Source organism: Amycolatopsis sp. NPDC023774 (assembly GCF_040639695.1).
GTDB lineage: Bacteria > Actinomycetota > Actinomycetes > Mycobacteriales > Pseudonocardiaceae > Amycolatopsis.
This window is the reverse complement of record NZ_JBFAAJ010000001.1, coordinates 733,771-754,938: the sequence shown is the minus strand read 5'-3', so window position 1 is coordinate 754,938 and position 21,168 is coordinate 733,771. Positions and strand designations below refer to the sequence as shown.

Annotated in this window: 13 protein-coding genes and 2 pseudogenes; 7 read left to right on the top strand and 8 right to left on the bottom strand. The window is 70.8% G+C overall.

Annotated features, from left to right (window positions below; all coding sequences use genetic code 11):
• Positions 1–85 precede the first annotated feature (85 nt).
• Positions 86–856 carry an SGNH/GDSL hydrolase family protein gene (locus AB0F91_RS03765; protein ID WP_360595143.1) on the top strand — a complete coding sequence of 257 codons (771 nt, stop codon included), beginning with the start codon at positions 86–88 and terminating at the stop codon, positions 854–856.
• Positions 857–1,232: 376 nt separating this feature from the next.
• On the opposite strand, the gene AB0F91_RS03760 is transcribed toward AB0F91_RS03765, so the two are convergent.
• From AB0F91_RS03760 to AB0F91_RS03745, 4 genes are all read right to left on the bottom strand, one after another.
• The gene (locus tag AB0F91_RS03760) at positions 1,233–1,670 is read right to left on the bottom strand and encodes a hypothetical protein (RefSeq protein ID WP_360594447.1); all 438 of its coding nucleotides are present in this window, start codon (positions 1,668–1,670) and stop codon (positions 1,233–1,235) included.
• Between the two features lie 37 nt (positions 1,671–1,707).
• A complete protein-coding gene (locus AB0F91_RS03755; protein WP_360594445.1) occupies positions 1,708–2,841 on the bottom strand; it encodes a homoserine O-acetyltransferase in 1,134 nt (377 codons plus the stop codon).
• A complete protein-coding gene (locus tag AB0F91_RS03750; protein ID WP_360594444.1) occupies positions 2,838–4,145 on the bottom strand; it encodes a bifunctional o-acetylhomoserine/o-acetylserine sulfhydrylase in 1,308 nt (435 codons plus the stop codon). Before AB0F91_RS03750 ends, AB0F91_RS03755 begins: the two co-directional genes overlap by 4 nt.
• Positions 4,146–4,451: 306 nt before the next feature.
• Complete coding sequence (locus AB0F91_RS03745) at positions 4,452–4,583, bottom strand: hypothetical protein (protein WP_360594443.1); 132 nt, start codon at positions 4,581–4,583, stop codon at positions 4,452–4,454.
• 87 nt (positions 4,584–4,670) lie between these two features.
• Here AB0F91_RS03745 and AB0F91_RS03740 point away from each other — a divergent pair, with 87 nt between their 5' ends.
• Positions 4,671–6,230: a helix-turn-helix domain-containing protein gene (locus AB0F91_RS03740; RefSeq protein WP_360594441.1), complete on the top strand. Its 1,560-nt coding sequence runs from the start codon at positions 4,671–4,673 to the stop codon at positions 6,228–6,230.
• Positions 6,231–6,873: 643 nt separating this feature from the next.
• On the opposite strand, the gene AB0F91_RS03735 is transcribed toward AB0F91_RS03740, so the two are convergent.
• A complete protein-coding gene (locus tag AB0F91_RS03735; protein ID WP_360594440.1) occupies positions 6,874–7,320 on the bottom strand; it encodes a pyridoxamine 5'-phosphate oxidase family protein in 447 nt (148 codons plus the stop codon).
• Positions 7,317–8,257: pseudogene (locus AB0F91_RS03730) on the bottom strand (zinc-binding dehydrogenase). The gene AB0F91_RS03735 and the pseudogene AB0F91_RS03730 overlap by 4 nt, the downstream one beginning before the upstream one ends.
• 185 nt (positions 8,258–8,442) lie before the next feature.
• Between AB0F91_RS03730 and ald the strand changes: the two are divergent.
• The 3 genes from ald (at position 8,443) to AB0F91_RS03715 (ending at position 14,597) form a co-directional block, all read left to right on the top strand.
• Complete coding sequence (ald, locus tag AB0F91_RS03725; protein ID WP_360594438.1) at positions 8,443–9,558, top strand: alanine dehydrogenase; 1,116 nt, start codon at positions 8,443–8,445, stop codon at positions 9,556–9,558.
• Between the two features lie 589 nt (positions 9,559–10,147).
• The gene (locus AB0F91_RS03720) at positions 10,148–13,909 is read left to right on the top strand and encodes an ABC transporter ATP-binding protein (RefSeq protein ID WP_360594436.1); all 3,762 of its coding nucleotides are present in this window, start codon (positions 10,148–10,150) and stop codon (positions 13,907–13,909) included.
• A gap of 55 nt (positions 13,910–13,964) precedes the next feature.
• Complete coding sequence (locus AB0F91_RS03715; RefSeq protein WP_360594435.1) at positions 13,965–14,597, top strand: DUF4291 domain-containing protein; 633 nt, start codon at positions 13,965–13,967, stop codon at positions 14,595–14,597.
• Here the strand turns inward: AB0F91_RS03715 and AB0F91_RS03710 are convergent.
• Positions 14,594–14,866, bottom strand: a complete 273-nt coding sequence (locus tag AB0F91_RS03710) for a hypothetical protein (protein ID WP_360594434.1) — start codon at positions 14,864–14,866, stop codon at positions 14,594–14,596. The genes AB0F91_RS03715 and AB0F91_RS03710 overlap by 4 nt on opposite strands.
• Before the next feature lie 321 nt (positions 14,867–15,187).
• Between AB0F91_RS03710 and AB0F91_RS03705 the strand changes: the two genes are divergently transcribed.
• Both AB0F91_RS03705 and map read left to right on the top strand, forming a co-directional pair.
• Positions 15,188–18,922, top strand: a complete 3,735-nt coding sequence (locus AB0F91_RS03705) for a multifunctional oxoglutarate decarboxylase/oxoglutarate dehydrogenase thiamine pyrophosphate-binding subunit/dihydrolipoyllysine-residue succinyltransferase subunit (RefSeq protein WP_360594433.1) — start codon at positions 15,188–15,190, stop codon at positions 18,920–18,922.
• Positions 18,923–19,063: 141 nt separating this feature from the next.
• Positions 19,064–19,861, top strand: a complete 798-nt coding sequence (map, locus tag AB0F91_RS03700; protein ID WP_360594432.1) for a type I methionyl aminopeptidase — start codon at positions 19,064–19,066, stop codon at positions 19,859–19,861.
• A gap of 32 nt (positions 19,862–19,893) precedes the next feature.
• On the opposite strand, the pseudogene AB0F91_RS03695 reads toward map, so the two are convergent.
• A pseudogene (locus AB0F91_RS03695) lies at positions 19,894–21,096 on the bottom strand (S8 family peptidase); the annotation flags it as partial.
• Between the last annotated feature and the right edge of the window lie 72 nt (positions 21,097–21,168).

Below are 21,168 nucleotides of genomic sequence, written 5' to 3'. Positions count from 1 at the left end.
GTATTCGTATTCCTCGTCGAGCCGTCACGACCAGGAGTGACCCATGGCTGAAGCCACCCGTCCCACCTCACGATCGTTCCTCCGGATGTGCGCGGCCCTGGGGGTCGCTCTACTCGCCTCTCTCGGCCTCGCGGGCATCGCCCAGGCGGCGCCCGCCAACTACGTCGCACTCGGCGACTCCTACTCCTCCGGGGTGGGCGCCGGGAGCTACGGCAGCTCGGGCAGCTGCAAGCGCAGCGCCAACGCCTACGGCCAGCTGTGGGCCAACGCCCACTCCGGCACCACGTTCACCTTCCTCGCCTGCTCCGGCGCGAAGACCGGTGACGTGCTCAACCAGATCAACTCGATGCCGTCCAGCGCCACCCTGGTCACCCTCACGGTGGGCGGCAACGACGCCGGCTTCACCGACGTGATCACCACCTGCACCCTCAACGGCGACCAGACCTGCATCGACCGGGTCGACACCGCCAAGACCTACGTGCAGAACACCCTCCCGGGCCTGCTCGACAACGTCTACCGCGCCGTGAAGTCCAAGGCGCCCAACGCGAAGCTCGTGGTCCTGTCGTACCCGCGCTTCTACACCGTGCCGGGCTCCTGCAACGTCGGCCTGAGTGACACGAAGCGCTCCGCGATCAACTCCGGTGCGGACACGCTGGCCTCCGTGCTGGCTTCCCGCGCTTCGGCCGCGGGCGCCCAGTTCGTGGACGTGCGCTCGGCTTTCGTGGGGCACAACATCTGCTCGTCGGCCGGCGACTACCTCCACAGCCTCACCTGGCCGGTGGACGAGTCGTACCACCCGACGGCGGCCGGCCAGCGGGGTGGCTACTACAACCCGTTGACGTCGGCGATCGGCTGATCTTTCTGCCTGTTGCTCGTTCGGAAGGGGCGTCCCGTGGTGGGGCGCCCTTTCTTGTTGTCGGGGGTATCGATCCGGTTCGATGTGGCACGGCGGTTTTGGCGCTCGCGCGGCGGTTTCGCCGGATGGGGTGGTCGTGCCGGGTTCGGCGGTCGCGCCGGAGGGTGGGGTTGTCCCGGCGCGAGCGCGGTCCACCGAACGGGTGCTGTGGACAACCCTGACTGAACACGGGCTGGTGTGGACAACTCCGGCTGAGCACGGGGTTTTGTCCCTGGCCGCCGATAAAATGGATCCTGGGCAGCCCCCGGGAGGGTGGGTTATGCCGCCGCGCGAGGGTTGTGCCGCAGCGATGAACAGCTGCGGGTGCTCGCCCGCGTCACGGGTAAGCACCGATCGGGCACGACCATGTTGTCCGGTCGTCGGACCAGAGGGCCGTGTCGTCGTGAGCGCGGGCGCGAGCCGGGCGCGCGGTGCCGGGGACCGTGGGCAGGCCGGCGCGGAGGTGCTCGACCACGAAGTCCTGCAGGCGATCCGCCGCCGCGGCGAGGAGGGCGGCGGCGGGCGCGTCCGCAAGGCCGAAGCCGAACGAAGCGCCGCCCGGCGCGGTCACGGTGACCAGGACCATGGAGCCGTTGAGGTGGGCGGTCCAGGTGAGGCCGCCCAGCCAAGCGTGGTGCGAAGCCGAGCCGGTGGCGTGGGCGAAGTCGCGCCGGATTGGGTACAGGTCGACGGAGAGCGGCCGGCCGGTGGGTCCGGATCGCGCGCCGACCGGGCCATCGGTGATCTCCAAGCGTGAGGTGAAGGCGTCGTCCACCACCTCACCGTGCCTCGGATCACCACCCCACGCCCGGTCAACCCAGCAAGGACTTCACCAAAGCCGCGATCTGCCCCGTCTCGATCAGGAACGAATCATGCCCATACGGCGACGAAACCACCGCCGTCTCACCGCCGACGCCCTCCGCGATCTCCGCCGACTGGTACAGCGGATAGAGCCGGTCGCTGTCCACGCCGGCGACCACGGTCCGCGCGCGAACGCGGCCCAGGGCCGACCCCACCCCGCCGCGGTCGCGGCCCACGTCGTGGGTGTTCATGGACTCCGTGAGGACCACGTAGGAACCGGCGTCGAAGCGGCGGACCAGTTTGTCGGCGTGGTGGTCCAAATAGGACTCCACGGCGAAGCGCCCGCGGCGCAGGGGGTCCTCCGAACCCTGCGGCCGGCGGCCGAAGCGTTGCGCCAGTTCGGGTTCGCTGCGGTAGGTCACGTGGGCGATCCGGCGGGCGACGCCGAGGCCGGCGTGCGGGCCCTCGCCCGGCGCCGCCGAGTAGTAGTCACCGCCGTGCCAGCCCCGGTCGGAGCGGATGGCGTGCAGTTGTGGCGCAGCCCAGGCGATCTGCTCGGCCGACGCGCGGGCCGTCGAAGCGAGAACCAGGACAGACGCCACCCGATCGGGCAAAGTCACCGCCCATTCGAGGGCCCGCATGCCGCCCATCGAGCCGCCGACGACGCCGGCCCAACGCTCGATGCCGAGCGCGTCGGCGAGCGCCGCCTCGGTCGCCACCTGGTCCCGCACGGTCACGGCCGGGAAGCGGCTGCCGTAAACCCGGCCGTCGGGATCGGGCGACGACGGGCCCGTGGAGCCCTGGCAGCCGCCGAGCACGTTGGGCGCCACCACGAACAGCGAGTCCGTGTCCAGCGCCTTGCCGGGCCCGACGAGCCCGTCCCACCAGCCCGCGCTGGGGTGGCCGGGCTCGGCGGGGCCGGCGATGTGGCTGTCGCCGGTCAGGGCGTGCTCGACGAGGACCGCGTTGGAGCCGTCCGAATTGAGCGTGCCCCACGTCTCGTACGCGAGGGTGTAGGACGGCAGCGACCCGCCGGCCTCCAGCGACAGTGCGCCGGGACCGGTGAACCACTGCCGCCTGCCGGGTGGGTCCCCTGCCCGCCACGCACCGGTGACGGGCAGGGGATGCGCACCGGAATCCGTCACAGTTCCGCCTTGGCGGCGCGGAAGCCCGCCTCGAGGTCGGCCTTGAGGTCCTCGATGCCCTCGAGCCCCACGGCGAGCCGCACCAGGCCCGGCGTGACGCCGCTCGCGAGCTGCTCCTCCGGGCTGAGCTGGCTGTGCGTGGTCGACGCCGGGTGCACGATCAGGCTGCGCACGTCGCCGATGTTCACCAGCTGGCTGTGCAGCGTGGTGCCGTCCACGAACTTCCGCCCGGCCTCGACTCCGCCGCGCAGGTCGAACGACAGCACCGCGCCCGCGCCGCGCGGCAGGTACTTCTGCGCGGCCGCGTAGAACTTGCTCGACGGGAGGCCGGCGTAGTACACGTTCTCGACCTCGTCGCGCTCCTCCAGCCACTCCGCGAGCGCTTGCGCGTTGGCGACGTGGCGCTCGAGCCGCAGCGACAGCGTCTCGATGCCCTGCAGGATCAGGAAGCTGTTGAGCGGCGAGATGGCCGCACCGGTGTCGCGCAGGATCTGCACGCGCGCCTTCGCCGCGTACGCGCCGGGGCCGAGAGCCTCCCAGTACTTGAGACCGTGGTAGCTCGGGTCCGGCTCGGAGAAGCCCGGGAACCGCGCCGGATCCTTGCCGAAGTCGAACGTGCCGCCGTCCACGAGCACACCCGCCACCGTGGTGCCGTGACCGCCGAGGTACTTCGTGGCCGAGTGCACGACCACGTCGGCGCCGTGCTCGATCGGGCGCAGCAGGAACGGCGTGGGCACGGTGTTGTCGACGATCAACGGCACGCCGGCCTCGTGGGCGACGTCGGCGACGGCGCGGATGTCGAGCACGTTGCTGCCGGGGTTGGCCAGCGTCTCGGCGAAGAACGCCTTCGTGTTGGGCCGCACGGCCGCGCGCCACTGCTCGGGGTCGTCCTGGTCGTCGACGAACGTGACCTCGATGCCGAGCTTCGGCAGCGTGTAGTGGAACAGGTTGTAGGTGCCGCCGTACAGCGACGGGCTGGACACGAAGTGGTCACCCGCGCCGGCCAGCGTGAGGATCGCCGCGGTGGTGGCCGCCGAGCCGGAGGCGAACGCGAGCGCCGCGACGCCGCCTTCGAGCGCGGCCAGGCGCTGCTCCAGCACGTCCTGCGTCGGGTTCATGATGCGCGTGTAGATGTTGCCGGGTTCGGCCAGGCTGAACAGGTCTGCACCGTGCTGCGTGTCGCGGAAGACGTACGACGTGGTCTGGTAGATCGGCGTCGCGCGGGCGCCCGTCGCGGGGTCGGGTGCCGCGCCGGCGTGAATCTGCTTGGTCTCGAAGGACCAGGCCGAGCTGTCTTCCGGCATCAGTTTCTCCTTGCGGCTCAAAGGGATCGGCTCCTCGGACGAAGTTAGCTCCCCTGAACGGCTCACCCAAGGGTTCCCACGGGCTGGGAGTACTCCGTCAACCTACCGTGCAAGTCGATCACCCGAGAGTGTGCCCGGACACGGCCGTTCGGGTGACCGTCCATAACGGACTCAGTCACGCTGTTGCAGCGCGAACCAGTTGCCCTCCGGGCCGGTGAACATCGCCCACCAACCCCACGCCGACCTCGATCGGGCGCCGGTCCTCCGGGTACGGGCTCAGGACGAGGATCGTGCCGTCGGGTGCGGTCACCGTCGACCCAGCGGTGGTCTCGTCGTCGTAGGCCCGTCGGCGGTCGCGGTGAACCCGACGATCGCCGACCAGAACTTCTTCGCCGGCGACTGGTCCGCCACGCCGACGACGATCTTGCCGACACCCACGATGGGCCTGGTCCCCCTCCGTTCGACCGTCGCCCGAAGGCTACCCGCGCCGAGCGCCCCGAACGCGTCTCGGCGAGGATGTATCCCGTGGTCTCGGTACGCAGCGTGGTCGACCGGGTGGGGCCGACGTTGCTCCACGCGCTCCAGCTGCCCGACGACTGCCCGGCGGCGGGCGACGTGGTGATCGCCGAGCCTGGCGTGCCCGCGGGCATCGCGGCGGGCGACCTCGTGCTCGGCGTCGCCACGGCGGCTCCGGCCGACGCGGCCGAGCTGGTGCGCGTGAGCGCCGCGCAGGGCGCCGCCGCGGTCCTGCTGAAACCGCCACTGGCGGCCAAACCCGCCGTGCGCCGCGGGGCGAAATCCGCCGGCATCGCGCTCATCCAGGTCCATTCGGCGACGTCGTGGGCCCAGCTCGTGTGGCTGCTACGCACAGTCCTCGACGCGCTGGGCGACGAATCGGAGTCCCTCGAAGACGGCGGCGACCCCGGCTCCGGTGATCTGTTCCGGCTCGCCGACGCGGTGGCGTCCGTGGTCGACGCACCCGTGACCATCGAGGACACGAACTCGCGGGTGCTCGCCTACTCCGCGCGCCAGGACCTCACCGACCCGGCGCGCGTCGCCACGATCATGGGCCGCCGGATCCCGGACGACGTGCTCGCGCGGTTCCGTTCGCGCGGCGTGTTCCGCGAGCTGTCTCGCGGGCGGCAGACGATCTTCGTGCCGGCCCAGCGCGACGGCACGCTGCCGCGGCTGATCGTGCCCATCCGGATGGGCGGCGAGCTGCTGGGGTCGATGTGGGCCGTCGTCGCGGGGCCGGTGTCGGAGGAGCGCGCGGCCGCCTTCGCCGACGCCGCGCCGGTGGTCGCGTTGCACCTGCTTCGGCGCCGCGCGCACACGGACGCGCAGCGCCGCGCGTCGGCCGAGCTGCTGCGCGCGGTCCTCGAAGGCCACGCCGGCCAGCGCCGGGTCGTGGCCGAGCTGGATCTGTCCGACGAGCCCCACCGCGTCGTCGCGATCGAGGTGACCGGCGGCGACGGGCGCGACGCCGAGGGCCTGCGACTGGCGCTGCTCGAACGCATCTCCCAGGGCATCGGCCGCCGCCCCGTCGCCACCGAGCTCGGCGGCCTGCTCTACGCGGTGGTCCCCGACGGCGGCGCCTGGGCCGAACTGCGCGACGCGCTCGCCGCGCAGCCCGCCTCCCGCCGCGGCGGCGTGCCCCGCGCCGCCGCCGGTGCTCCCGTGGCCGTCTCCGCGTTGGCCACTTCGCGCGCGCAAGCCGACGAAGCCCTGGGCCTGCTGCGCGCCGGCTTGGTGGAAGGACGCGTCGTCGCGTATGAGGACGCCTGGACCTCGCTGGTGCTGCACCGAGCCGCCACCGGCTCGGCCACCGCGCGCGTCGCGGACCTCGGCCCGCTCGGCCTGCTGCGCGCCCACGACGAAACCACGAAAGCCGGCTACGTCGACACGCTCTACGAATGGCTCCGCCACCCCGGCGATCCCCGCGCGGCCGCCGCGGAGCTGCGCATCCACCCGAACACGTTGCGGTACCGCATGAAACGCCTGCTGGAACTCGTGCCACTCGATCTGGACGATCCTGATGTCCGGCTGGCGTTGCTCACGCAGCTGGTGGCTCTGCGGTGGAGCTGACGTCGTAGGACAGGTCCTTGGCGCGAAGGCTTTCCGCCGTCAGCCGGTGCCCGTGGTTGTCTCGTTCGGGTAAGCGCGGGCCCCGCCGTTGCACTTCAGATCCCAGGTACGGCACGAGTGTCCGCCGTCCCTGCGCCACGTCGAACGCCCTCGCGGGGCCTCTCGTAACAACGACCGTGGAGGGCAGGGTTCCAGCAAAGTCCTCGGCGTGGGGCTCAGGTCGGGCACGACTCCCGGCTATCGTATTACCGCCTCAATCCATGCTCATGTGAGCGAGTTGTGCCCGCTGCGCGATCGTGCCTGGCCCCGGGCCAGGTCGGTCTGGCCGGACGAGCGCTCACCGCCGACGCCCTCCAGGGCCACCGCCGAACACGCCCACTGCCTGCCTCAACGCGGCGTGGACTCCGTGTTCACCGTCATGGAGAACCACCACCGTCTCGGCAACGCTCCGCCACACCACCAGAGCCCTTACCCGCTCGGAATACCCGCTCGACCAATGCAAAGACTTTGCCTGAACTTGCCTTAAAAAGCGCGGCTGTCCTTGGGGCTCGGGGACTGGCGCAATGCGCCCCACTGCGCCCCAACTGCGCCCGATGCGCCCCGCGTCGAACGCCAAGACCCGGACCCGTCCGGCTGGCGTTGCTCACGCAGCTGGTGGCTCTGCGGTGGAGCTGACGTCGTAGGACAGGTCCTTGGCGCGAAGGCTTTCCGCCGTCAGCCGAACCCAGACCGTGCCCCGCGCGGTCTCGTTCAGGTAAGCGCGGAACCGCGGATCCCACCGCTGCGCGTCAGGCCCCAGGTAGCGCACCAGCTTCCGCCGTCCGCGCGGTACGTCGAACGCCATGACCTCCGCGGGACCGCTCGCGACGACCTGGCGCACCAGGCCGGTCGTGAGGTCGCACACGTCGACCGTCAGCGCGAGCCGCGGGGAGGCACAGACGCGGCCGGGCAAGCGGGACCACGGGCCGCTGAGGAGCCAGAACGCCTTTTCCTCCCAGAGGTACCAGGTCGGACGCACCGTGGGACCGTCGGTGGCGACGCGCGCGGTGAGCGGCTGGGCGAGGAACTCGTCGACGTCGAACGGCGTCATGCGACCAGCAGCGTCTTGCCAACGGTGTCGCGTGCTTCCATCGCCGCGTGGGCGTCGGCGGCGGAAGCGAGCGGAAACCGTTGTCCGATCACAGGAGTGAGGTGGCCGGCTGAAGCGGCGTCGAGGGCGGACACCGTGAATGCGCGCAACGCGGCCGCGTCGCCGAGTGAGCGGATCACCGTGACGCCCCGGGCGCGAGCGTCCTCTTCGGACACTTCCGCCCACGCGCCACTCGCCAGTCCGTACACCGCCATGCGGCCACCGGGGCGCAGCAAGGAAAACGCGGTGGTCCCGATGGAGCCGCCCACCCCGTCGAAGACCACGTCGAGCGGTCCGACCGCCGCGGCCCAGTCAGCAGTCGTGTAGTCCACCGCCGCGTCCGCGCCGAGTTCGCGGGCCCGCGCGAGTTTTTCAGCGCTGCCCGCCGCCGCGACGACCTCCGCACCGGCCGTTTTGGCGAGCTGCACGAGCAGGCTGCCGACGCCACCGGCGGCAGCCTCGACGAGCACGCGGTCGCCCGGTGCGACGGCGGCGGCGTGAACGAGCCCGGTGGCTGTCCGGCCGTCGGCGAGCAGTGCGACCGCGGCATCCAGCGAAAGCGCGTCGGGCACCGGGAAGACCAGGGCCGCGTCGACCACCGCGCGCTGGGCGTAGCCGCCACTGCCGCCGGTCGACGTCACCACCCGCCGGCCCACGAGCGCCAGGTCCACGCCGTCGCCGACCTTGCTGATCACCCCGCCGACGCCGTTGCCGGGGATCATCGGCAACGCCGCCGAGGAAGGGCCGAAGCCCGACGCCCGGAACTGCGTCTCCACGAACGTCACGTTCACGAACGCCACCTCGACCAGTACCTGGCCCGGCCCGGGAGCGGGTCGGGCGCCTCCCCCGCCACCAGTACCTCGGGCCCACCGAACTCCCTCAACCACACCGCACGCATGCACGCCCTCCTCCGCGACCAGGTGCGACAGCCAACAACCTCGAGCGCGGTCGAGGTCAAGCGATTTGTGCCGGTGGCACCATGAAATGGCGGAAGAACTGTCCCACGCGCATGATGACACCACCGTCCGGGTGCATCACCGTGAGTGGCAGCACCTCGAACCAACCCGCCGCCAGGAGGCCGCCGTGCGTATCGCCGTTCCCCGTGAGATCAAGAAACACGAGTACCGGGTCGCCCTGACCCCGGCCGGCGTGCACGAGCTGGTGGGACGTGGTCACGACGTGTTCGTCGAGACCGGCGCCGGGGTGGGGTCGTCGATCAGCGACGAGGAGTACGTGGCCGCCGGCGCGAAGGTGCTCGCGACCGCCGACGAGACGTGGGCCGAGGGCGAGCTGGTGCTCAAGGTCAAGGAGCCGATCACCGAGGAGTACCCCCGGCTGCGCAAGGACCTGGTGCTGTTCACCTACCTCCACATCGCGGCCGACCGGCCCCTGACCGACGCTCTGCTGGCGGCAGGCACCACGGCGATCGCGTACGAGACGGTGCAGACGGCCACCGGCGCCCTGCCCCTGCTGGCGCCGATGTCCGAGGTCGCGGGCCGGCTGGCGCCGCAGGTGGGCGCGTACTCGCTGATGAAGCCGAGTGGCGGCCGCGGCGTGCTGCCCGGCGGCATCCCCGGCGTGCACCCGGCGCGGGTCGTGGTGATCGGCGGCGGCGTCGCGGGCCTCAACGCCGCCCGCGTGGCGCTGGGCCTGGGCTCGGATGTCGAGATCCTGGACACCAACGTCGACCGCCTGCGCCAGATCGACAACGACTTCGGCGGCCGCATCCGCACGGTCACCTCCAACCGCCTCTCGGTCGAGGAGTCGGTGCTGGAGGCCGACCTCGTGATCGGCGCCGTGCTGGTGCCGGGGGCGAAGGCCCCGAAGCTGGTCTCCAACGACCTCGTCTCGCGCATGAAGCCGGGCTCCGTGCTGGTCGACATCGCCATCGACCAGGGTGGCTGCTTCGCCGACTCGCGCCCGACCACGCACGACGACCCGACCTACCGCGTCCACGAGTCGGTGTTCTACTGCGTCGCCAACATGCCGGGTGCCGTGCCGCGGACCTCGACCTACGGCCTCACCAACGTGACGCTGCCGTACGCCTTGCAGCTCGCCGACCGCGGCTGGCACGCGGCCCTGAACGCCGACGCGTCGCTCGCCAAGGGCCTCAACACCCACGGCGGCGCCCTCACCAACGAGCCCGTCGCCACCGCGCACGGCCTGCCGCACACGCCCCTGGCGGCCGCCCTGGCGTGACCCTTCCGATCCACCTGGCGCCTCGAGGGGCCTCCGCGAACCAGCGGGGGCCCCTCGTGTTCTTTCCGGGCATCGCGATGGGGCCGAGGAGGAACCTCTGGCCGGAGCGACGTTCGTCACGCCGCGCGTCCCGTTCAGCGGTACCCGTTCGTCGATAGAAGTGCCCTTGACGAGGGGTTTCACGGTTCTGAACGTGCTTGTTCACCGGTTGCGGGCTCACTCTGTGAAGAAGTAATCGGTGTTCGTTGAAGACCCCGAGGAGCGAAGTCCGCACTTATTACCTAAGCTGGTACTCGGCGACCCGCTCCCAGTGACCCCCAGGCTGGTTGAGCGGGTCGCCCCTTTCGTCCCCTTCCTGTTCCCTCTTCGTGCCCCCGTGGAAGGGGCGAGGTACTGCCCGGGGCCGCCTCCGGAACCCCCACGGTGCGGTCGGTGCCGACCCGGCGTGGTTGCGGCGGCCGCGATGCGTTGCGGCACAACGGCTCTTCGGCGGCGTGGCGCGGTGGCGCGGCGGCGGCTGAAGGGTGAAGGGACTCGTCATCCCTTCAAGGCGGAATAAAAAGTCGGTCCCCGTGCCTAGATTGAGAACGTGACCACCACTGCGACGCGTGCGCGTCAAGACCGCCCGGCGGCTGAGACGCCGGCTCCTCCCGTCGGCTGGGTCCGGCGGCTCTCGGCCGCGTGCTGGGAGCACCGGGGCGTCGTCGTGCTCGCGATGACCGCGGCGATCCTGTCCGTGGGGGTGCAGGCGGCGAGCCCGCTGCTCGTGCGCGCGGCGGTCGACGACGCGGTGGCGGGCCACACCTCGGGCCTCGGCGGCATCGCGGCCGCGCTGGTCACGCTGCAGGTGGTGGCGTTCGGGTCGGCGTTCCTGCGCCGCTACGTCGGGGGCCGGCTCGCGCTCGACGTGCAGCACGACCTGCGCAACCGGGTCTTCGGCTCCGTCTCGCGGCTCGACGGCGGCAAGCAGGACGCGCTGCGCACGGGCCAGGTGGTCTCGCGCGCGATCTCCGACCTGCAGCTCGTCACCGGGCTGCTGATGCAGGTGCCGCTGTCGGCCGGGTCGGTGATCTTCGCGTTGCTCGCGCTGGGGGCGATGCTGTGGATGTCGCCGCTGCTCACACTCATCGCGCTCGTGGTGGCGCCGGCCGTCGGCATCATCGTGACGCTGAGCCGCAAACGGCTCTTCCCGGCCACGTGGTCGGCGCAGCAGCGCGCGGCCGACGTGGCGCAGCAGGTGGAAGAGACCGTCACCGGCGTGCGCGTGGTGAAGGGCTTCGGGCAGGAATCGCGTGAGGTCTCGCGGCTTGAGCGCACGGCGCGGCGGTTGTTCGCCGAGCGGCTGCGCGCGGCCAAGCTGTCCGCGGTGCCCACGGCCACGACCACCGCGCTACCGGCCTCCGGCCAGGTCGCGGTGCTCGCGATCGGCGGTGTCCTCGCGCTGAACGGGCAGATCAGCCTCGGCACCTTCCTGGCGTTCGCCACCTACCTCGCCACGCTCATCGGGCCCGCGCGGATGCTGTCGAGCCTGGTGGTGCAGGCGCAGCTGACGCGCGCGGGCGCCGAGCGCGTGTACGAGCTCATCGACGCCCAACCCGACGTCGTGGACAGCCCCGACGCGCGGCCGCTGCCTGAGGGCCCGCTCGGCGTCGAGCTGGAAGACGTGCGGTTCGGCTACACCCGCAGCGAGCCGGTGCTCGACGGCCTCACGCTCACGGCGCGGCCGGGCGAGACGCTCGCCTTGGTCGGCACGGCGGGGTCGGGCAAGTCCACGATCTCCCTCCTGTTGCCGCGCTTCTACGACGCGCACGCGGGGGTGGTCCGCGTCGGCGGCCTCAACGTGCGCGACGTGCCGCTGAAGCAGCTGCGGCAGGCGATCGGCGTGGTGTTCGAGGAGGCGTTCCTGTTCTCCTCGTCCGTGCGCGACAACATCGCCTACGGCCGTCCCGACGCAAGCGACGAAGAGGTGTACGCAGCGGCCCGCGCGGCCGAGGCCGACGAGTTCATCCGCGCCCTGCCCCACGGCTACGACACGGAGGTCGGCGAGCGCGGCCTCACGCTCTCGGGCGGGCAGCGCCAGCGCCTCGGCCTCGCGCGGGCACTGATGACCGACCCACGCGTGCTGATCCTGGACGACGCGACCTCGGCGATCGACACCGTCACCGAGGCCGCGATCCACGACACGCTGCGCTCGGTCACGGCCTCGCGCACCACGTTGCTCATCGCGCACCGCCGCTCCACGCTGCAGCTGGCCGACCGGATCGCCGTGCTCGACCAGGGCAAGGTCGTCGACGTCGGCACGGAGGAGGAGCTGCAGGCGCGCTGCCCGCTGTTCCGCGAGCTCGTGGCAGGCCCGGGCGACGACGTCGAGAAGCCGCACCGCTGCGAGGACCTCGAGCCCGACGCCGACGGCATCACACCGGTGCTGTGGCCCCGCGACGACGACCGCGACGAGGTCGACGCGCTCGCCGAGGCCGCCGCCGCACGCGGGGGCACGCCGGGCGGTGGAACCGGTTTCGCCGGCGGCGGGGCCGGGGCCGACGTGCCGCCGACGCCGGAGCTGCTGGAGGGCGTGCGCAAGCTGCCGCCCGCCGACGACCAGCCACGACTGTCCGAAGTGGACATCACGGCCGCCGACCCGGGGTTCCGGCTTTCGCGGCTGCTGCGGCCCGTGCGGTGGCCGCTGGTCGCGGTGATCGCACTGGTGGCGGCCGACGCACTGGCGTCGCTGGCGCTGCCCGCGCTGTACCAGCGAGGGGTGGACCACGGCGTGCAGCCGGGTGTCGTCGGCGTGGTCTGGCTGATGGCGGGCATCGGCGCAGTCGTGGTCGCGGCCGACTGGTTCGTGGTGCGCGGTCAGACGCGACTCACCGCGCGCGTCGGCGAGACGGTGCTGTACTCGCTGCGCGTGCGCAGCTATGCGCACCTGCAGCGGCTCGGGCTCGACTACTACGAGCGGGAGCTGTCGGGGAAGATCATGACCCGGATGACCACGGACGTCGACGCGTTGTCCACGTTCCTGCAGACCGGTCTGGCCACGGCCGTGGTGAGCGCGCTCACGTTGGTGGGCATCACCGTCGCGCTGCTGGTCACCGACGCGTCGCTGGCGCTCTACGCGCTCGCGATGCTGCCCGTGCTGCTGGTCGCCACGCTGGTGTTCCGCCGGGTCGCTTCGCGGGCGTACACGGAGGCGCGCGAGAAGGTCAGCGTGGTCAACGCCGACATGCAGGAGAACGTCAGCGGCCTGCGGGTCGCCCAGGCGTACACGCGCGAGGAGCGTTCGGCGGCGGCGTTCGCGTCGCGCAGTGACGAGTACCGGCGCTCGCGGCTGCGGGCCCAGCGCTACATCGCCACGTACTTCCCGCTCGTGGCGCTGCTGTCGGACCTGGCGACCACGACGGTGCTGGTGATCGGGGCCAACCGCGTGGCCGCGGGGACGCTGGAGGCCGGGGTGCTGCTCGGGTTCCTGCTGTACCTGCAGCAGTTCTTCTCGCCGATCCAGCAGCTGTCGGCCGTGTTCGACGGCTATCAGCAGGCGCGCGTCGGCATGGCCCGGATCGGCGACCTGCTGCGCACGCCGACGTCGGTGCCGCCCGCCGCGCACCCGATCGCGCTGCCGGAGCACCTGAGCGGCGAGGTGACGTTCAAGGACGTCGACTTCTCCTACACGGGTGCCGAGCAGCCGGCTTTGGAAAAGCTGTCACTGGACGTGGCGCCGGGCGAGACGGTGGCGCTGGTCGGCGCGACGGGCGCGGGCAAGTCCACGGCGGTGAAGCTGGTGGCGCGCTACTACGACGCCACGGGCGGCGCGGTGCTGATCGACGGCGTCGACGTCCGCGAGTACGACCTGCCCGGCCTGCGCGCCCGCATGGGCGTGGTGCCGCAGGAGGCGCACCTGTTCTCCGGCACCGTCGCCGACAACGTCCGCTACGGCCGCCCCGGCGCAACCGACGCGGAGGTCGAGGCGGCCGTCCGCTCGGTCGGCGCGCTCGACGGCGTCGCCGCGCTGCCCGCCGGCTTCCTCCAGCCCGTCGGCGAACGCGGCCGGTCGCTGTCCGCGGGCCAGCGCCAGCTCGTCGCGCTCGCCCGCGCCGAGCTGGTGAACCCCGACGTCCTGCTGCTCGACGAGGCCACCGCCGCTCTCGACCCGTCCACCGAGGCCGCGGTCCTGCGCGCCACCGAACACCTCGCGCGCCGCCGCACCACCTTCGTCGTCGCGCACCGCCTGGCCACCGCCGCGAAGGCCGACCGCATCGTCGTCCTCGACCACGGCCGCATCATCGAACAGGGCACCCACGCCGACCTCCTGGCAGCCGGTGGCCACTACGCCCGCCTGTGGTCCCTCGGCTGACGCCGCGCGGAAAAGCCTTCGCCAGGCAACGGCGCACGCCACGAGAATCAGGAGCGTGTTCGAAGAGAAGGCGGTCGAAGAGGCCCGGATCCCGGCCCGGCAAATCCGCGCGCGGCACGACGACCGGACGATCCGCGTGTACCAGGCGTACTCACCGGAGATCGCCGACGCGGCGCTGGCGGCGGGCACGTTCGTAGCGCCGTTCAAGCGGGAGCGGATGACGTGGATCAAGCCCTCGTTCACGTGGATGGGCTACCGCTGCGGCTGGGCGACCAAGCCCGGCCAGGAGCGCGCCCTGGCACTCGACCTGACGCGTGCGGGCTTCGCCTGGGTGCTCGCCCACGCGGCGCTGAGCCACTTCGACCCGCGGGTGCACCGCGACAAGACGGCGTGGAAGGCGGCGGTGCGGACCAGCCCGGTCCGCGTGCAATGGGACCCCGAGCGTGACGTTCACCACCGCCCGCTGCCGCACCGGTCGATCCAGCTCGGGCTGCGGGGCGAGGCCGTGGACCGGTACGTGGACGAGTGGATCACCGCGGTCACCGACATCACGCCGGTCATGCGCGCCGTCCGTGAACACCTCGTCGACGGGCGCGTCGCCGAAGCCCGGGCGCTGGTACCGGTCGAGCCGCGGTACCCGTTGTCCGCCGAGCTCGCCGAGGCCGTCCACGCAAGCGAAGACAGCTAGGGCAGCTCGCGCCAGGCCAGCTCGCCCCACCCGGCCGACGTGACCTCCGCCGCGGAGGCCCAGCGGACCGTGCCCGGGCGCACGTGGCTGTCCTGGCCGATGGACCAGTCGGGTTCACCCGGTTCGACGTGCTCGAAGTCGTCGATGCCGGCGGGGGTGTGCCAGACCACGCCGCAGGAGTCGCACCTGAGGACGACCTTGCCGTTCTCGACGACCAGGGGGCGGATGAGCCCCTGGTCCCAGAACGAGGGACATTCGACGAGCCACATCGTGCAGCACCACCTCGGAGCGCCAGGGCGGCCGCACAGCCGACGTGGGCCGCATCCTCCCGACAGTGCACCGGGCAGGCGTGAACACGTGCGGGCGCCTCGGCGAAGGAGGCACCAACGTTGCCCGAAATAGTCGTGACAGGCGAATTTCTTTACCTCAAGAGTCCGCTCCTCGGGACACTTGATCGAGTCAGTGATCGATCCCCTAGTGCGCCAGGCCTCACACAGGGCAGTTCCATCACACGGCCGTCACAGAGGGGGTTAGCCTGGTAGGCGCATTAGCACAGACAAGATCGAGACGGATAGAGGCGAGCCCAAGCCGTGTCCAGCAGCAGCCCTGCGTCACAGTTCGGCCCCAACGAGTGGCTGGTCGAGGAAATGTACGACCAGTTCCTCGCGGACCCTTCCTCAGTCGATGCCGCCTGGCACGACTTCTTCGCAGACTTCAAGCCGACGCAGACGGCACAGGCTAAGGCCGACAGTGCGCGCCAGAGCGCCGCCGCCACCACTGCGGCCAGCGGTAACGGCCACGCGACGGAACCGTCCGCCAAGGCGGTCCAGAACGCCGAGTCGGCCGCCCGGCAGTCGGCGCCGGCCAAGCCGGCCGCGGCCCCCGCCCCGGCTCCGGCTCCGAAGAGCGCGCCCGCGAAGCCGGCTCCCAAGCCCGCCGCGAAGGAGCCCGCCGCCGCGCCGGCCGCGAAGGAAGAGCCCGAGACCAAGCAGCTGCGCGGCGCCGCCGCGGCGATCGCGAAGAACATGGACGCCTCGCTGTCCGTGCCGACCGCGACCAGCGTGCGCGCCGTCCCGGCGAAGCTGATGGCGGACAACCGCATCGTCATCAACAACCACCTCAACCGCACCCGCGGCGGCAAGATCTCCTTCACGCACCTCATCGGCTACGCCATGGTGCGGGCGCTGAAGGACTTCCCGAACATGAACCGCCACTACCAGCTGATCGACGGGAAGCCCTTCGCGGTCACGCCGGAACACGTGAACTTCGGCCTCGCCATCGACATGAAGGGCAAGGAGGGTGCGCGCACCCTCGTCGTGGCCTCGGTCAAGGGCGTCGAGGACATGTCCTTCCTGCAGTTCTGGCAGGCGTACGAGGACATCATCAAGAAGGCCCGCAACAACAAGCTCACCGCGGACGACTTCGCCGGCACCACCATCTCCCTGACCAACCCGGGCGGCATCGGCACCAACCACTCGGTGCCGCGCCTGTCGGCCGGCCAGGGCGCGATCATCGGCGTCGGCGCCATGCAGTACCCGGCGGCCTTCGAGGGCACGAGCGAGAAGACGCTGGTCGACCTGGCCGTCAGCAAGATCATGACGCTGACGTCGACCTACGACCACCGCATCATCCAGGGCGCCGAGTCCGGCGAGTTCCTCAAGCGCATCCACGAGCTGCTGCTCGGCGGCGACGGCTTCTACGACGACGTCTTCACCAGCCTGCGCCTGCCGTACGAGCCGATCCGCTGGGTCGCCGACATCCCCGAGGGCCCGGTCGACAAGACCGCCCGCGTGATCGAGCTGATCGACGCGTTCCGCACGCGCGGCCACCTGATGGCCGACACGGACCCGCTGAACTACCGCCAGCGCAGCCACGTCGACCTCGACGTCATCTCCCACGGCCTCACGCTCTGGGACCTCGACCGCGAGTTCCCGGTCGGCGGCTTCTCCGGCCAGGAGCGCATGACCCTGCGCGACATCCTGGGCGTGCTGCGCAACTCGTACTGCCGCACCGTCGGCATCGAGTACACGCACATCCTCGACCCCGAGGAGCGGCGCTGGATCCAGGACCGCGTGGAGATCCCGCACGAGAAGCCGGACTCCACCGTCCAGAAGTACGTGCTGTCGAAGCTCAACGCCGCCGAGGCGTTCGAGACCTTCCTGCAGACGAAGTACGTCGGCCAGAAGCGCTTCTCGCTGGAAGGCGGCGAGACGGCGATCCCGCTGCTCGACACCATCCTCGACAAGGCCGCCGAGCACGAGCTCGACGAAGTCGTGATCGGCATGCCGCACCGCGGCCGCCTCAACGTGCTGGCCAACATCGTCGGCAAGCCGATCAGCCAGATCTTCCAGGAGTTCGAGGGCAACCTCGACCCGGGCCAGGCCCACGGCTCCGGTGACGTGAAGTACCACCTCGGTGCCGAGGGCAAGTACTTCCGCATGTTCGGCGACGGCGAGACGAAGGTGTCGCTGGCCTCGAACCCTTCGCACCTCGAGACGGTCGACCCGGTGCTCGAGGGCATCGTCCGCGCCAAGCAGGACATCCTCGACAAGGGCGACAGCACTACCGGGGGCTACTCGGTATTGCCGGTCCTGATGCACGGCGACGCGGCGTTCGCGGGCCAGGGTGTCGTGGCCGAGACCCTGAACCTCGCGCTGCTGCGCGGCTACCGCACCGGCGGCACCGTGCACGTGATCGTGAACAACCAGGTCGGCTTCACCACCGCGCCCGAGCACTCGCGCTCGTCGCAGTACGCCACCGACGTCGCGAAGATGATCGGCTCGCCGATCTTCCACGTGAACGGCGACGACCCCGAAGCCGCCCACTGGGTGGCCAAGCTGGCCGTGGATTACCGCCAGGCGTTCCACAAGGACGTGGTCATCGACCTGATCTGCTACCGCCGCCGCGGCCACAACGAGGGCGACGACCCCTCGATGACGCAGCCGGCGATGTACGACATCATCGACACGAAGCGCTCGGTCCGGAAGACCTACACCGAGGCGCTGATCGGCCGCGGGGACATCTCCGTCGAAGAGGCCGAAGCCGCGTTGCGCGACTTCTCCAGCCAGCTTGAGCACGTCTTCAACGAGGTGCGCGAGCTGGAGAAGCACCCGGCGAAGGCAAGCCCCTCGGTCGAGGAAGAGCAGCAGGTGCCGGCAAAGGTCACCACCGCCGTCTCGAAGGACGTCGTGGAGCGGATCGGCGACGCGTTCCTCAACGTCCCCGAGGGCTTCACCCCGCACCCGCGCGTGAAGCCGGTCATGGAGCGCCGCCACAAGATGTCGCGCGAAGGCGACGTCGACTGGGCGTTCGGCGAGCTGCTCGCGTTCGGTTCGCTGGCGATGGAGGGCCGTCTGGTGCGGCTGTCCGGCCAGGACTCGCGCCGCGGCACGTTCACGCAGCGGCACTCGGTGTTCATCGACCGCAAGACCGGCCAGGAGTACTCGCCGCTGCAGAACCTGGCCGAGGGCCAGGGCCGCGTGATGATCTACGACTCGGCGCTGTCGGAGTACGCGGCCGTCGGCTTCGAATACGGCTACGCCGTGGCGAACCCCGAGTCGCTGGTCATGTGGGAAGCGCAGTTCGGTGACTTCGTCAACGGCGCGCAGACCGTGATCGACGAGTACATCTCCTCGGGCGAGGCCAAGTGGGGCCAGCGCTCCGACGTCGTGCTGCTGCTGCCGCACGGCCACGAGGGCCAGGGGCCGGACCACACGTCCGGCCGCATCGAGCGCTTCCTCTCGCTGTGCGCCGAGGGCTCGATGACCGTCGCCGTGCCGTCGACCCCGGCGAACTACTTCCACCTGCTGCGCCGCCACGCCCTCGACGGCATCCAGCGTCCGCTGGTGGTCTTCACTCCGAAGTCGATGCTGCGCAACAAGGCCGCGACGTCGGCGGTCGAGGACTTCACCGGCCAGAGCCGGTTCATGTCCGTCATCGACGACACCACCCAGAACCCCGAAGGCGTCCGAAAGGTGCTGCTGACCTCGGGCAAGCTGTACTGGGAGCTGGTGGCCGAGCGCGCCAAGCGCGAGGCGAACGACGTCGCGATCGTGCGCATCGAGCAGTACTACCCGCTGCCGAAGCGCAAGCTGCTCGCCGCCATCGAGCGCTACAGCAACGCGCAGCAGATCGCGTGGGTCCAGGAGGAGCCGGAGAACCAGGGTGCGTGGCCGTTCTTCGGTCTCAACCTGCCGCGGAAGTTCCCGGAGGTCTTCGCCGGTCTGCAGGTCGTCTCGCGCCGCCCGATGGCCGCGCCGTCGGCGGGTTCGTCGAAGGTGCACGAGGTGGAGCAGAAGGCGCTGATCTCGAAGGCGTTCGACTGATCGCCGGTTTTTCTCCGGAGGCCACCACGGTTCACCCGTGGTGGCCTCCGGGCGTTTCTGCGGCTCGAGCGGGTGGTATTTCTATACCGGCCAGTGTTAAAGTGGCGGTATAACTATACCTTTTGTGCTGCGAGGTTTTTCGTGATCGAACTGAAGACGCCTGCGGAGATCGACCGCATGCACGTGGCCGGCCGCTTCGTCGCGGAGGTCCTCACCGAGGTCGGCGGGCTCGCCGACGTGGGCGTCAACCTCCTGGACCTCGAGCACCACGCGCGCGGCATGATCAAGCGGCGCGGAGCCGAGTCGTGCTACTGGGACTACGCGCCTTCGTTCGGCAAGGGGCCGTTCCGCAACGTCATCTGCCTTTCGGTGAACGACGCGGTCCTGCACGGCCTGCCCCACGACTACGTGCTGTGCGACGGCGACGTGCTCACCGCGGACCTCGCGGTCGGTGTCGACGGCTGGGTCGCCGACTCGGCGCGCACGGTCATCGTCGGGACTCCGGCCGAGGAGGACCTGCGGATCATCCGGGCCACGGAGGAAGCGCTGGAGGCGGCGATCTCGGCCTCTCGGCCGGGTAACCGCCTCGGCGACATCTCCGCGGCGATCTACGCCGTGGCCGTTTCGTACGGCTACCCGGTCAACACGGAGTTCGGTGGACACGGCATCGGCCGCACCATGCACGAGGACCTGCACGTCTCCAACAAGGGCACGGCGGGGCGCGGCTTGAAACTCCGGCCTGGTCTCACGCTCGCGCTGGAGCCTTGGTTCGCGCGCACGACGGACCGGATCGTGTACGACCCCGACGGCTGGACGATCCGCTCCGCCGACGGTTCACGGACGGCACACTCCGAGCACACGGTGGCCGTGACGCAGGACGAGCCGTTGGTGCTTACGCGACGTGAAGGGGAACTGCCCGCTTCCTCGTCGGAGGGATGACCCCGGCGGGTACCTCGTCAGTCGGGGTCGCCGGTGCCGTCGGTACCGGAGTACACCAGGACGTTCGGCGATCCCGTGCCCGCGTCGGTGATCTCGTCCTTCGTCCCCGCGTCCACCAGCGCGTCGCGGACCTCTTCGGGTGTGGCCGACGGGTGGTCCGCCAGGTACAGCGCCGCGGCGCCGACCACGTGCGGAGTCGCCATCGACGTGCCGCTGATGGTGTTGGTCGCGGTGTCGTCGCCGATCCAGGCGGAGGTGATGTCGGTGCCCGGCGCGAAGAGGTCGAGGCACGAGCCCGTGTTGGAGAAGGCGGACCTGGCGTCGGTGTCCGTGGTGGAGCCGACGGTGATCGCCTCGGGCACGCGGGCGGGCGAGGCGTCACACGCACTGCCGCCGTAGGAGTTGCCGCCCGCGATGCCATACGTGACACCCGCGGCGATGGACCGCTGCACGGCCTCGTCCACCACAGTGGACACTGCGCCGCCGAGGCTCATGTTCGCCACGGCCGGCAACTCGGCGTTCTCGGTGACCCAGTCGATGCCGGCAACGACCTGGTCGAGCGTTCCGCTGCCGGTGCAGTCCAGCACGCGGACCGCGGTCAGGCTGACTTCCTTCGCCACGCCGTAGGTCGTGCCGCCGATCGTGCCGGCCACGTGAGTGCCGTGGCCGTAGCAGTCGGTGGCGTCGGAGTCGTTGTCCACGAAGTCGTACCCGGAGACGGCGCGGCCGTCGAACTCGGAGTGGGTGAGGTTGATCCCGGTGTCGATCACGTACGCGTGCACGTCGGCGGCCGTCGTACTGTAGGTGTAGTCCTCGTCCAGCGGCAGCTCACGCTGGTCCACCCGGTCGAGGCCCCACGACGGCGGGTCCTGCTGGTCCGTCAAGGCGTGGACCACGCGGTTCTGCTCCACAAAGGACACAGCGGGGTCGGCGGCGGTGCGCTTGGCCTGCGTCTCGGACATCGTGCCGGTGAAGCCGCGCAACGCCTTCGAGAACGTGCGCTCGACCGAGCCGCCGTGGCGGCCGGTCACGTCCTTCGCCGTCGACTCCACCGAGGCGCCGTCCTTGAGCACCACGAGGTAGCTGTCCTTCACCGCACCGGCACCGCCCGCACCGACGATCGCGCCCTCCTGAGCGGACGCCACGCCGCTCCCGAACACGGTGACGGTCGCGATCGAGGCGGCACTCCCCAGGATCGTCAGGCTTCTGGTCACTGTTCCCCGAGCTTTGCGCACAGTTCGTCCCTCCTCGACCAGCGCGAACACCAGTTGGCCTGAGGCTAGGTGCGCGGCACTGGTCGCAGGAAG